Source organism: Pseudomonas sp. GXZC, from assembly GCF_026967615.1.
Taxonomy (GTDB): domain Bacteria; phylum Pseudomonadota; class Gammaproteobacteria; order Pseudomonadales; family Pseudomonadaceae; genus Aquipseudomonas; species Aquipseudomonas azotoformans_A.
This window is the reverse complement of sequence record NZ_CP114115.1, coordinates 3,185,973-3,198,610: the sequence shown is the minus strand read 5'-3', so window position 1 is coordinate 3,198,610 and position 12,638 is coordinate 3,185,973. Positions and strand designations below refer to the sequence as shown.

Here is a 12,638-nt window from a genome sequence, read left to right as displayed (position 1 = left end):
AAAGTCCTAGTGTTTTTGTCGGGATAGGTTTGTTTGGGGGGGTGTACATATCCGTTATTTGGGTAACGGCGGCTATTGGTTCCGCCCTTACGGCGGGTCACTTTGGAAAAGCCTGTATGGACCGGACACATGGTGGACGGGTGTACGGGGACATGGTGGACACTTTTCGGCGAGCCAACTTCGCCGGAAAGCCATCATGCCCTGGAACACGAGAGACACCATGAGCCTGAAAGAAGAGTTCATTGCCTTTGCACGGCAACCCGGCAGTAATAAACGAGAGCTATGCCGACGATTCGGCATCAGTCCGCAAACGGCCTACAAGTGGCTCAAACGCTACGAAGCGCACGGTCAGCCAGGGCTGCAAGAGAGGTCTCGCAAACCGGCCACCAGTCCCAAACTGACCACCGCAGCTCTGGAAGCGCAGGTCATAGCACTTAGGCAAGACCATCCAGCATGGGGTGGACGCACAATCAGCAGCCTCTTGAACAAGCAGATCGCTCCCAGCACCGTCACCAATGTCCTGCACCGGCACGGTCTGATTCAGCCTTCTCAGAAGGAACAAGAGGCAAAGCTGAGATTTGAGCACGATGCGCCTAACGATCTTTGGCAGATGGATTTCAAAGGGCATTTTCCTACGCAAGAAGGCCGATGCCATCCGCTGACCATGCTGGACGACCATTCACGATTCAATTTGGCAATTCAGGCCTGTGACAACGAGCGTGGAGCTACGGTGAAGGAGAAGATGATCGAGGTATTCCAACGCTTCGGATTACCGGCTCGCATCAACGTTGATAACGGCCCGCCATGGGGCTCGCCACGCAACCCTGGTGAAATCACAGAGCTAAGTATCTGGTTGATTCGCCTAGGAATTCGGATCAGCTTCAGCCGTCCATACCATCCTCAAACAAATGGAAAAATCGAACGTTTCCACCGCTCACTCAAGGCCGAAGTGCTTGAAGGGCGTCATTTTTCCACTACCAAGGAGGCTCAAAAAGCGTTTGATCAATGGCGTGAGATTTATAACCTACAACGTCCTCATCAAGCGTTGGATTACAAGGTACCTATGGACCGGTATCGCTCCAGCCCCTGGATTTATCCGCAGCAGTTATCGGAGTTTGAATACGGTCCGGATGATAAGCTGGCTAAGGCTTATCACAGTCGATTTCGCTTTCAGAAACGCTATTTCAGCATTGCCAAGGGTTTGGCTGGGCTTCATATCGCGATACGGCCTAACCCTGAAAGTGATGGCCTTTTTGATGTCTACTTCTGTCATCACTTCCTACGAACGATCGACGTGAGCAAACCTGACTATGGTTCATAATGTGTCAACCATGTCCCCGCACATGTGTCCACCATGTATCCGGTCCATACAAAAAGCCCCAAAGTAACCAAAGGGCTCTTGCCCCAACACTCGGTACCTCGCCTAGGCTCGGTATGCCCGTAATCCGACAGTGATTTAGGGGGCCGCCGCCACGCGCCATCCATGGCGCGGGGCGGCTAAACCGGCATCCCTGCCGGTTTACCCCCCAAATCCCTGCCGAATTCCGGCCAGCGTGTTTAACGGGGCGCCTAAGATCAAAATCAAAAACAAGAGCAAGAGCAAGAGCACAGCGGCCTGACAGCCGGCTTGAGTGGTGTAGAGCGAAGGCAAGAGCAAACGCGGTCCCTTGTAGGAGCTGGCTTGCCTGCGATGGTCGTTAACGATGACGCGGGTAACCAGACAAAACGCGGCGTTCTCACGTTTTTCGCCGGCAAGCCGGCTCCTACAGTGGACCGCGTATCTACGATGCGAAGCGAGTCGCTCTTGATCTTGATCTGAGGCGCCCCGTCAAACACGCTGGCCGAACGCAGGCTTGAATCCGTGGGTAACCCGGCAGGACGCCGGGTTAGCCGCCCCGCGCCATGGATGGCGCGTGGCGGCGGCCCACGGATTCAAGCCGGAGTGAGGGCATGCCGAGCCTAGGCGAGGCACCGAGTGTTGGGGCGAAGGCCTTTTGGTTACTTTTGGGCCTTTCCAAAAGTGACCCGCTGTAAGAGCGGAACCATAAGCCGCCGTTACCTAAATAACGGATATGTACGCGCACCCCCCCTCACAAATTCTCATACCGATTCATATCCAACACCCCCTCCTCAACCGGCGTAGTCTCACGAATATACGCCGACAAATCATGGAAATACTGCCAAAACAGCGGATGACTACGCCGCACACCCCAACGATCCACAATCTTCTCAAACCGCTTGGCATCCTTGGCCCGCTCCATTTCAGCCACAAACTCCGGCACTTCCTGGGCCGGAATATTGAACATAAAGTTCGGATAGCTGCTCAACACACCCGGATAAATCGTCACCGTATCCAGGCCCGGCTGATAGCGATAAGCCTCACCCAACAGAAACGCCACGTTACTGTGCGCACGATTACGCAACATGCTGTAAACCACACGCTGACCGCTGGCAGTCTCAACCCGCAACATCGTCGCTTCCGGCAGCTGATCAATGACCTTGAGCCCGGCGGCCGGGCGTGACGTCAGGCGGCTCAGCGCCTGCTCCGCATCCTGAATGGCGGGGTCCACGCCATCACGGGAACAATAGGCACCCATACAACGGTTGATCGGATCCGGGCTCGCATTCAAATCGCCATAACGCGCCAGCAACTGGTTGGCAAAGTCACGCTTCGGATCCTTTTCGCTCAGGTGCAGGCCAGTAGGCTTATCGTCATCAATCGCCTCATAGTCCAGCCACAGCTTGAGTTTGCCGCTGTTCTGATACCAATCATCCATAAAGTCATCGCGAGAATCGGCCGGCATCAGGCGCAGGAAGTTCTGCTCGGCGCCATTGCGGATCAGGTCGAAGTACAACCGGGTCTGGGCCTGGTGCGACACGTTGCCGAACACATCGAAGTTCACCGCCAGCTGATAATAGGTGCGCTCCAGCAGCGGGTAGTCGAACAGCCACATCGTCTGCGGCACTTCACCAATCAAGCCCTTGGTCACCGAGGCGCTGTCGAAGTGGCGGAAGATGCTCAGCAAGGCATTGTCATTGCCGGCCCACAGGCTCGACCAGCTTGGCGGCGGCAAGTCGGCATAGCTGTCGCGGCGCAGGGCCTCGTAAGCATTGCGCTTGTCGCGGTAAGCCAGCCACAGACTGAGCACGCTGCCGACGTCATCGTTCTGCCCCGGCATGGCCAGCAACGGCGTGGCCTGGCCGCGATAGCGCGCATCGGTGATGTAGAGGTCGTGCTCCGGGTCCTGGAACAGGGTCCAGAAGTTGTCGCGGATCACGTCCGTGGCGATCTGCCCACGGCACACCGGTCCACGGATAAAGGTGCGTACGAAGTACTCGGCGTTGTCCAGCATGAACTGGTAACGTGCCTTGGCCGGGATGGCTTCGAAGGTTTCGAACGGATTGGCGCGACGGCCTGGGCCATAGCCCGGCAACGCGTCGACCTGCCAGTTGCCCGCGTAGAACAGCTCTTTAATACGTGCCATTTTCTCGGCACTGAACGGGTACGTGATGTGGGTCTTATGCACGATCACGCCCTGCACCGGCCACAGGCGATAATACACACGGGTGCCTGGGTCATCATTGGGGCGACGAGTGGCGATCAGGTCGATTGGCTGGCCGCTTGGCGTACGCGAGCGCACCCACTGGAAGAAATGCCCTGGCTCGCCGTTTTCAAAATAGATATGCGCGAGGAACAAGTGCTCGAACAGCCAGCGTGCCACCAGGCTTTCCCGCGCTCCGGGCTGGTTGAACAGGTTTTCCCACTGTTGCACCTGCAGGGCTTCCTTGGCACTGGGCGCCAAGCCTTGTTCATCTATAGGTGCGCCAGAAGCGAGCCAGCGTTGCAAGGTCTGGTACTGCTGGTCCGTCAGCCCCGTGACTGCCAACGGCATGCCTTCCTTGGGATGGGCACCCGCGTAAGCGTTGAACTCACCCGGCATGGCGCACATGTTTTCACGGTTCAGGCCCAGCACGATGTCTTCAGGCAACTTGGCGTTGGGTTGCAACGGTGCGTTATGGCCCAACTCCAGCATGCGCGCCATCAAGGCAGCCTGGCTGCCCTGGGCGTCCAGCACTGAATAGAAGCCCTTTTGCTGCCAGGCTTGCTTGCCAAACGCGTCATAAAACAAACGGGTGGTCGGCGTCGCCTGGCTGCGCTCGCCATCGTAAACCGGCACTTTGCTCGCACCACGGGCTGCGCCTTCGCCGCTGCCCAGGTTCAGTTGGCAGGCGGAGTCGTAGCAGGCGTGACAGGCCACGCATTTCTCGGTGAAGATGGGTTGAATGTCGCGGGTGTACGAAATCGCCGGGGCGGGTCCGTCGGCCTGTGCAATGCAGGCGACCAGTGCCAGGACGGCGCTGGTGATGAGGCGAAGTGACATGTATCCGGTCCCGATTCAATACGTACGCTGAAAATTTGCTGGTGATTCTACCGGGCCACACCCGACAGCAACATGAACGATATTCATGCAAAACCTGCACATGCTCTAAATCGGCACAGGTTTGCTATGATTCACGCCCTCCGAAATGCCTGACCAGAGTAGTCCCATGTCCGATCGTAGCGTTCGTCTGCAAGCCCTTCATCAAGCCCTCAAGGAACGTATCCTGATCCTCGACGGCGGTATGGGCACGATGATCCAGAGCTACAAGCTTGAGGAAAATGACTACCGTGGCAAACGCTTCGCCGATTGGCCAAGCGACGTCAAGGGTAACAACGACCTGCTGGTGATCACCCGTCCGGACGTGATCGGTGGCATCGAAAAAGCCTACCTGGATGCCGGTGCCGACATCCTCGAAACCAACACCTTCAACGCCACGCGCATCTCCATGGCCGACTACGGCATGGAAGAACTGGCCTATGAGCTAAACGTAGAAGGCGCACGCCTGGCGCGCAAGATCGCCGACGCCAAGACCGCCGAAAACCCGGCCAAGCCGCGTTTCGTCGCCGGCGTGCTCGGCCCGACCAGCCGCACCTGCTCGCTGTCGCCCGACGTCAACAACCCCGGCTACCGCAACGTAACCTTCGATGAGCTGGTGGAGAACTACACCGAGGCCACCAAAGGGCTGATCGAAGGCGGCGCCGACCTGATCCTGATCGAGACCATTTTCGACACCCTCAACGCCAAGGCCGCGATCTTTGCCGTGCAGGGCGTGTTCGAGGCATTGAACATCGAACTGCCGATCATGATCTCCGGCACCATCACCGACGCCTCCGGCCGCACCCTGTCGGGCCAAACCACCGAAGCGTTCTGGAACTCCGTGGCCCACGCCAAGCCGATTTCCGTGGGGCTGAACTGCGCCCTGGGTGCCAGCGAGCTGCGTCCGTACCTGGAAGAGTTGTCGAACAAGGCCAACACCCACGTTTCTGCGCACCCGAACGCCGGCCTGCCGAACGAGTTCGGCGAGTACGATGAATTGCCGTCACAAACCGCCAAGGTCATCGAAGAGTTCGCCCAGAGCGGCTTTCTCAACATTGTCGGCGGTTGCTGCGGTACCACGCCGGGCCACATCGAGGCCATCGCCAAGGCCGTGGCCGGTTACGCGCCGCGCCAGATCCCGGATATCCCCAAGGCCTGCCGCCTGTCGGGCCTGGAACCTTTCACCATCGACCGCAGCTCGTTGTTCGTCAACGTCGGTGAGCGCACCAACATCACCGGCTCGGCCAAGTTCGCCCGCCTGATCCGCGAGGACAACTACACCGAAGCCCTGGAAGTCGCCCTGCAGCAGGTGGAAGCCGGCGCCCAGGTAATCGACATCAACATGGACGAGGGCATGCTGGATTCGAAGAAGGCCATGGTGACCTTCCTCAATCTGATTGCCGGCGAGCCGGACATCTCCCGCGTGCCGATCATGATCGACTCCTCTAAGTGGGAAGTGATCGAGGCTGGCCTCAAATGCATCCAGGGCAAGGGTATCGTCAACTCCATCAGCATGAAGGAAGGCGTGGAGCAGTTCATCCACCACGCCAAGCTGTGCAAGCGCTACGGCGCCGCCGTGGTGGTGATGGCGTTCGACGAAGCCGGCCAGGCCGACACCGAAGCGCGCAAGAAAGAGATCTGCAAGCGCTCCTACGACATTCTGGTGAACGAAGTCGGCTTCCCGCCGGAAGACATCATCTTTGACCCGAACATCTTCGCGGTCGCCACCGGGATTGAAGAGCACAACAACTACGCCGTCGACTTCATCAACGCCTGTGCCTACATCCGCGATGAACTGCCCTACGCATTGAGCTCCGGCGGCGTGTCCAACGTGTCGTTCTCGTTCCGTGGCAACAACCCGGTGCGTGAGGCGATCCACTCGGTGTTCCTGCTGTATGCGATCCGCAACGGCCTGACCATGGGCATCGTCAACGCCGGCCAGCTGGAGATCTACGACCAGATCCCGGCCGAGCTGCGTGACGCCGTGGAAGACGTGGTGCTCAACCGCACGCCGGACGGCACCGACGCCCTCCTCGCCATCGCCGACAAGTACAAGGGCGACGGCAGCGTCAAGGAAGCCGAGACCGAAGAATGGCGCGGCTGGCCGGTGAACAAGCGCCTGGAACATGCCCTGGTCAAGGGCATCACCACGCATATTGTCGAGGACACCGAAGAGTCGCGACTGTCGTTCGCACGCCCGATCGAAGTGATCGAAGGCCCGCTGATGTCCGGCATGAACATCGTCGGCGACCTGTTTGGCGCGGGCAAAATGTTCCTGCCCCAAGTGGTGAAATCCGCCCGCGTGATGAAGCAGGCCGTGGCGCACTTGATTCCGTTCATCGAGCTGGAAAAAGGCGACAAACCCGAAGCCAAGGGCAAGATCCTGATGGCCACGGTGAAAGGCGACGTGCACGACATCGGCAAGAACATCGTCGGCGTGGTGCTGGGTTGCAACGGCTACGACATCGTCGACCTGGGCGTGATGGTGCCAGCGGAGAAGATCCTGCAGGTGGCCAAGGAGCAGAAGTGCGACATCATCGGGCTGTCCGGCCTGATCACGCCGTCCCTGGACGAGATGGTGCACGTGGCCCGTGAGATGCAGCGCCAGGACTTCCACCTGCCGCTGATGATCGGTGGCGCCACCACCTCCAAGGCGCACACGGCGGTGAAGATCGAGCCCAAGTACAGCAACGATGCCGTGGTGTATGTCACCGACGCCTCGCGTGCGGTCGGCGTGGCGACTCAGTTGCTGTCCAAGGAGCTGAAAGCCGGCTTCGTGGAGCGTACCCGCGAAGAATACGTGGAAGTGCGTGAACGCACCGCAAACCGCAGCGCCCGCACCGAACGCCTGAGCTACCCGGCCGCCATCGCCAAGAAGCCGCAGTTCGACTGGAGCACCTACACGCCGGTAGTGCCGACCTTTACCGGCGCCAAGGTGCTGGACAATATCGACCTCAAGGTGCTGGCCGAGTACATCGACTGGACGCCGTTCTTCATTTCCTGGGACCTGGCGGGGAAATTCCCACGCATCCTCACCGATGAAGTCGTCGGCGAAGCGGCTACCGCGTTGTACGCCGACGCCCAGGAAATGCTCGCCAAGCTGATCCACGAAAAACTCATCAGCGCCCGTGCAGTGTTTGGTTTCTGGCCAGCCAACCAAGTCAAGGACGATGACCTGGAAGTTTACGGCGAAGACGGCAAGCCGCTGGCGACCTTGCATCACTTGCGCCAGCAGATTATCAAGACCGACGGCAAGCCGAACTTCTCCCTGGCCGACTTCGTGGCGCCCAAGGACAGCGGCGTGACCGACTACATCGGTGGTTTCATCACCACTGCCGGCATCGGCGCCGAAGAAGTGGCCAAGGCCTACCAGGACGCGGGCGACGACTACAACTCGATCATGGTCAAGGCCCTGGCCGACCGCCTGGCCGAAGCCTGCGCCGAATGGCTGCACCAGCAAGTGCGTAAAGACTACTGGGGTTACGCCAAGGACGAGCAACTGGACAACGAGGCGCTGATCAAGGAGCAGTACAGCGGCATCCGCCCTGCCCCGGGCTACCCGGCGTGCCCGGACCACACCGAGAAAGGCGCCTTGTTCCAACTGCTGGACCCGGAGGCACGTGAGATGGAAGCGGGCCGCAGTGGCGTGTTCCTCACCGAGCACTACGCGATGTTCCCGGCGGCAGCGGTCAGCGGTTGGTACTTTGCCCACCCGCAGGCGCAGTACTTTGCCGTGGGCAAGATCGACAAGGACCAGGTGGCGAGCTACACCGCGCGCAAAGGCCAGGACCTGAGCGTGACCGAGCGTTGGTTGGCGCCGAACCTGGGTTACGACAACTGATTGACAACCCGACTGCTGGGCGTGTGTGTTTTGTGGTGAGCTAACTTGTTGTGGTGAGCGGGCTTGCTGTGGTGAGCGGGCTTGCCCCGCGCTGGGTGGCGAAGCCGCCCCAAAACCAGACGCTACAGTCTTACTGAAACACCGCGGCCCTCTGGTCGGGGCGGCTTCGCCACCCAGCGCGGGGCAAGCCCGCTCACTACAGACGGGATAGGGTCGGCTATGCTGTCCCTCACACACCTTGTGTCGAGGGATGTATGGACGATCCAGTCAACAACAAGCCCCCTACCTTCTGGCAAATGCTGCACAGCGTGATGGCGGCTGCGTTTGGCGTGCAAAGCGGCAAGAACCGCGCCCGCGACTTCACCCACGGCAAGCCCAGCCACTTTGTTGTGTTGGGCGTTCTGTTCACGGCGGTGTTTGCCTTGACACTGTTCGGCATCGTCAAGCTGGTGCTGCTGTTGGCCGGTGTCTAGCGCAGCAGCAGTTGCAGGCTGAACGGGTAACGGTAGGACACCGGCTTGCCGACGGCAGACAGTGCGCGAAAATCGACAGGCGCCGTGGGCCCCAGCAAGCGTTGTGCCTGGGAGGCGCCTATCAGCTGGAACAGCGCCTCCTGGCGGTCACGCCCACCATGGGCGCTAATATCCACGCCCTTGGCGTCATCATTGATCAACACCATCGCCCAGCCGCCCAGGGTGAAATGCCCGGCGACCAGCGTACTCAAGCGCCCCTCCAGCCGCGCCTGCAAGATCTGCGGCGAACTGTTCACCGCGCTGAACAACACCTCCTTGCCCGGCACGCGACCGCTGTCCTGCAACGCCTGCATGGCACCCAGCGCCATCTCGTCGTTGGCCGACCACACCAGCGCGGTTTGCGGATAGCGCTTGAACAGCAGCGTGGCTTGCTCGAACGCACGTTGACGGCTCCATTCGCCGTAGACCAACTGGCGCAGGCGAACTTCAGGGTGCTCGGCCAGGGCGCGGCGCAGGCCCTGTTCGCGCAATTGCGCGGCTGGGGTGGTCTTGGTGCCGGAGAATGCCAGCAGGTCGATGGTCTCACCGGCTGCGACCGGACCGTGCTGGCGCAGTAGATCGGTGAGCATCAGGTAGCCGGCCTGTTCGTCGTCGGCAACCATGCTGGCGATCCAGCCTGCACTGTTGCCGAGCAATTGCACCTGATCGGCGGTCAGCGCGTTGTTCACGATCAGCAGCTTCACCCCACTGCCCTGGGCCATGCGCAGGATCTGCGGGGCGACGTACTGCTCGTTCACCAGCACCAGATAATCCGGCCGCTCGCTGCCTTGCAGTGCTTCGCGGGCCTGGTTCAGGGTGTTATGGGCGTCACGCTCGGCATAGCGCACACGCAAATGCAGGCCGAGGTCCTTGGCACCGGCCTGCATGAATTGCGCGTAGCTGACCCAGAAGGTTTCCGTCGACATGCCAGGGTTGAGAAACACCACCGACGTGGCATGGGCCATCGCCCCGTACGCCGATCCCAGCAACCACACACACGTAATCAGCACCTTCGACATGGATGTTCAAGCCTTGAATATTGACCGCCATGATAGTGGCATTGCGACAGTCAATCGAGGCTGTTTACTGGTGGCTTACCCAGAACACGGCAGTTCCCACGACCAGAATGATCAGGAACAGGATGGCCCAGGCATCAACGGTACTGTCGGGTTTACGGGCTTTTGTCGGATTGCTCATCGCATCGCCTCTTGTCGGTTTTATAGGTGATTGCTAGGGGGCGTTCTCATCGATTTTCCCCGCCGCGCCGGGTCTGCTGCTGTGCAGGGCAAGGCGCGAGAAGCGTAGTTTGGTTTTTCCAAATAAGCTTCGAGCAACGCAGCCCTGCACAGCAGCAGGCCCGGCCCTTCGGGTTGTGCCTGAAAGCGGGCCATGCTGCGTTGCAGGCCTTGGAAAGGGAACACCATTCCCGGCGGCCTGCGCCTTGCCTGGCCCGCTTTAAGACACAACGCGGCGGGGAAAATCGATGAGAACGCCCCCTAAACACGCTCACAGTAAAGTTGACGATTGCCCGCATGACAAATGTGGGTATGGCGATAACGGTTCTCATTAGGCGATTTGGTTATTTGCATATACTCAAACATCACTTTTGCGCATAAACGCAAACTGGTATCGTGCGCCGGCTCCGTTGGGAGTGCGCGGCCGTGCGCGCAGATTTGCCGAGAACAGGACCTATATGTACGTATACGACGAATACGATCAGCGCATCATCGAGGACCGCGTCAAGCAGTTCCGTGATCAGACCCGACGCTATCTGGCAGGTGAACTGAGCGAAGAAGAGTTCCGCCCTCTGCGCCTGCAAAATGGCCTTTATGTTCAGCGCTTTGCGCCGATGCTGCGGGTGGCCGTGCCCTATGGCCAACTGACGTCGCGCCAGACGCGCATGATGGCCAAGATTGCCCGCGACTTCGACAAAGGCTATGCCCACATCAGTACCCGCCAGAACGTACAGTTCAACTGGCCGGCGCTGGAAGATGTGCCGGACATCCTGGCTGAGTTGGCCACCGTGCAGATGCACGCCATTCAGACCAGCGGTAACTGCCTACGCAACGTGACCACCGACCAATTCGCCGGTGTTGCCGCCGACGAGCTGATCGACCCACGCCCCTGGTGCGAAATCGTCCGTCAATGGACCACCTTCCACCCCGAATTCGCCTACCTGCCGCGCAAGTTCAAGATCGCCATCAATGGCTCGACCTCGGACCGTGCGGCCATCGAGGTGCACGATATCGGCCTGGAGCCGGTGCACAACGCAGCCGGCGAGCTGGGCTTTCGCGTATTGGTCGGTGGCGGCCTGGGCCGTACCCCGGTGGTCGGTGCCTTCATCAACGAGTTCCTGCCGTGGCAGGACCTGTTGAGCTACCTCGACGCGATCCTGCGGGTCTACAACCGCTACGGCCGTCGTGACAACAAGTACAAGGCCCGGATCAAGATCCTGGTCAAGGCGCTGACCCCTGAGGTGTTCGCCCAGAAAGTCGACGCCGAGATGGAACACCTGCGCGGCGGCCAGACCACCCTGACCGAAGCCGAAGTGCACCGCGTCGCCAAGCACTTCGTCGACCCTGAATACAAAGCCCTGAGCAATCAGGACGCCGAGTTCGCAGCGCTGGACCAAGAACACCCAGGCTTCGCCCGCTGGCGTGGCCGCAACACCCTGGCGCACAAGAAGCCGGGATACGTGGCGGTGACCCTGTCGCTGAAACCGACCGGCGTTGCACCGGGCGATATCACCGACAAGCAGCTGGACGCCGTCGCCGACCTGGCCGAGCGCTACAGCTTCGGTCAACTGCGCACCTCCCACGAGCAGAACATCATCCTCGCGGACGTCGAACAGAGCCAACTGTTCACCCTGTGGGGCGAGCTGCGCGAAGGCGGTTTCGCCACGCCGAACATCGGCCTGCTGACCGACATCATCTGCTGCCCGGGCGGCGACTTCTGCTCCCTGGCCAATGCCAAGTCGATCCCGATTGCCGAATCGATCCAGCGCCGTTTCGACGACCTGGACTACCTGTTCGACATCGGCGAGCTGGACCTGAACATCTCCGGTTGCATGAACGCCTGTGGTCACCACCACGTCGGCCACATCGGCATCCTGGGCGTGGACAAGAAAGGCGAAGAATTCTACCAAGTGTCCCTGGGTGGCAGCGCCAGCCGCGATGCGAGCCTGGGCAAGATCCTCGGCCCATCCTTCGCCCAGGAAGCCATGCCTGAGGTGATCGGCAAGTTGATCGACGTGTACATCGAACAGCGCACCGAAGATGAGCGTTTCATCGACACCTACCAGCGCATCGGCATCGACCTGTTCAAGGAGCGCGTCTATGCAGCGAATCATTAAGAACAACGAAGTCCTCGACGAAACCTGGCACCTGCTGCCCAAGGACGCGAGCTTCGACGGCATTTCCAACTGCGACGACCTGATCGTGCCGTTGGCCCTGTGGCGCGAACACGCGCACGCTCTCAAGGCGCGCGATGGCGGCCTGGGTGTGTGGCTGGATGCAGAGGAAGAAGCCGAAGAAATCGGTGACGACGTGGAGCACTTCCAGGTCATCGCCCTGAACTTTCCGGCCTTCACCGACGGCCGCAACTACTCCAACGCGCGCCTGCTGCGTGACCGTTATGGTTACAAAGGCGAGCTGCGCGCGATTGGCGATGTGCTGCGCGACCAACTGTTCTACCTGCGCCGCTGCGGGTTCGATGCCTTCGCCCTGCGCGCCGACAAAGACCCCTACGAAGCACTGGAAAGCCTCAAGGACTTCTCGGTGACGTACCAGGCCGCCACGGATGAACCACTGCCGTTGTTCCGCCGTCGCTGAGTCTTGGCGCATTAAAAAAGCCCTGGCATGCCAGGGC

Annotated in this window: 7 protein-coding genes; 5 read left to right on the top strand and 2 right to left on the bottom strand. The window is 60.1% G+C overall.

What is annotated here, in order from left to right; translation table 11 throughout:
* Positions 1 to 196 precede the first annotated feature (196 nt).
* Complete coding sequence (locus tag OZ428_RS14925) at positions 197 to 1,321, top strand: IS481 family transposase (protein ID WP_269132942.1); 1,125 nt, start codon at positions 197 to 199, stop codon at positions 1,319 to 1,321.
* Between the two features lie 769 nt (positions 1,322 to 2,090).
* On the opposite strand, the gene OZ428_RS14920 is transcribed toward OZ428_RS14925, so the two are convergent.
* Complete coding sequence (locus tag OZ428_RS14920) at positions 2,091 to 4,382, bottom strand: fatty acid cis/trans isomerase (protein WP_269133901.1); 2,292 nt, start codon at positions 4,380 to 4,382, stop codon at positions 2,091 to 2,093.
* 166 nt (positions 4,383 to 4,548) lie between these two features.
* Between OZ428_RS14920 and metH the strand changes: the two genes are divergently transcribed.
* Together metH and OZ428_RS14910 are read left to right on the top strand one after the other, a co-directional pair.
* A complete protein-coding gene (metH, locus tag OZ428_RS14915; protein WP_269133900.1) occupies positions 4,549 to 8,259 on the top strand; it encodes a methionine synthase in 3,711 nt (1,236 codons plus the stop codon).
* 254 nt (positions 8,260 to 8,513) lie between these two features.
* Positions 8,514 to 8,732 carry a DUF2970 domain-containing protein gene (locus tag OZ428_RS14910; protein ID WP_269133899.1) on the top strand — a complete coding sequence of 73 codons (219 nt, stop codon included), beginning with the start codon at positions 8,514 to 8,516 and terminating at the stop codon, positions 8,730 to 8,732.
* Here the strand turns inward: OZ428_RS14910 and OZ428_RS14905 are convergent.
* Positions 8,729 to 9,790: an ABC transporter substrate-binding protein gene (locus OZ428_RS14905; protein WP_269133898.1), complete on the bottom strand. Its 1,062-nt coding sequence runs from the start codon at positions 9,788 to 9,790 to the stop codon at positions 8,729 to 8,731. The two genes, OZ428_RS14910 and OZ428_RS14905, sit on opposite strands and share 4 nt — an antisense overlap.
* A 674-nt stretch (positions 9,791 to 10,464) precedes the next feature.
* Here OZ428_RS14905 and OZ428_RS14900 point away from each other — a divergent pair.
* Both OZ428_RS14900 and OZ428_RS14895 read left to right on the top strand, forming a co-directional pair.
* The gene (locus OZ428_RS14900; RefSeq protein WP_033902260.1) at positions 10,465 to 12,123 is read left to right on the top strand and encodes a nitrite/sulfite reductase; all 1,659 of its coding nucleotides are present in this window, start codon (positions 10,465 to 10,467) and stop codon (positions 12,121 to 12,123) included.
* Positions 12,107 to 12,601 carry a DUF934 domain-containing protein gene (locus OZ428_RS14895; protein WP_033902261.1) on the top strand — a complete coding sequence of 165 codons (495 nt, stop codon included), beginning with the start codon at positions 12,107 to 12,109 and terminating at the stop codon, positions 12,599 to 12,601. Before OZ428_RS14900 ends, OZ428_RS14895 begins: the two co-directional genes overlap by 17 nt.
* Positions 12,602 to 12,638 lie beyond the last annotated feature (37 nt).

Bases quoted from the DNA above. Each gene is read 5' to 3' on its own strand.
- OZ428_RS14925 (WP_269132942.1), top strand. From the start codon at position 197: ATGCCCTGGAACACGAGAGACACCATGAGCCTGAAAGAAGAGTTCATT.
- OZ428_RS14920 (WP_269133901.1), bottom strand. From the start codon at position 4,382: ATGTCACTTCGCCTCATCACCAGCGCCGTCCTGGCACTGGTCGCCTGC.
- metH (WP_269133900.1), top strand. From the start codon at position 4,549: ATGTCCGATCGTAGCGTTCGTCTGCAAGCCCTTCATCAAGCCCTCAAG.
- OZ428_RS14910 (WP_269133899.1), top strand. From the start codon at position 8,514: ATGGACGATCCAGTCAACAACAAGCCCCCTACCTTCTGGCAAATGCTG.
- OZ428_RS14905 (WP_269133898.1), bottom strand. From the start codon at position 9,790: ATGTCGAAGGTGCTGATTACGTGTGTGTGGTTGCTGGGATCGGCGTAC.
- OZ428_RS14900 (WP_033902260.1), top strand. From the start codon at position 10,465: ATGTACGTATACGACGAATACGATCAGCGCATCATCGAGGACCGCGTC.
- OZ428_RS14895 (WP_033902261.1), top strand. From the start codon at position 12,107: ATGCAGCGAATCATTAAGAACAACGAAGTCCTCGACGAAACCTGGCAC.